Origin of the sequence: Methylocystis suflitae (assembly GCF_024448135.1) — a bacterium.
In the GTDB taxonomy this organism is placed as follows: Bacteria; Pseudomonadota; Alphaproteobacteria; order Rhizobiales; family Beijerinckiaceae; genus Methylocystis; species Methylocystis suflitae.
This window is the reverse complement of the sequence record NZ_JAMRYX010000160.1, coordinates 1-472: the sequence shown is the minus strand read 5'-3', so window position 1 is coordinate 472 and position 472 is coordinate 1. Positions and strand designations below refer to the sequence as shown.

General features: G+C 54.7%; 1 pseudogene. It reads left to right on the top strand.

What is annotated here, in order from left to right:
• Positions 1-280: 280 nt before the first annotated feature.
• Positions 281-454 (top strand): annotated as a pseudogene (locus tag NEI07_RS12110) (IS110 family transposase); the annotation flags it as partial.
• Positions 455-472 lie beyond the last annotated feature (18 nt).

Genomic DNA, 472 nt, shown 5'->3' with positions numbered 1-472 from the left:
CGCGGAAACATTCCCTGACTGTGATTCAGTCGTAACCCCATCGTGCGCGCATTATAAGACGCCTCCCCACACATTGCACAGGCGGAAACATCGCGAAAATCGTAAGTCGTTACCCTTGGGGCCGGCTCTATAGTTCTGCTCATAACATGCCACCTCGTTTTAATTATCCAATCGAAGTAGAACCCGTTTGACCTGATGTGGTGGATGGCCCCCGCTCCCCGGCACGGATGTGCCAAAGTGTGGTCGTTTTCTGAGCGGCCATCGAGAGGAGCCATTCGCCATGCAGGTTACGACGATCGGGATTGACCTCGCAAAGCATGTTTTTCAGGTTCACGGTGTCGACGCCGATGGAAGTGTCGTTGTTCGCCGCAAATTGCGCCGGTCCGAGGTGATCAGGTTTTTCGTTAAGTTGCCTGCTGCTCTGATCGGGATGGAGGCCTGTCCGACGGCTCATTAGTAAGCGCTTAGCCGC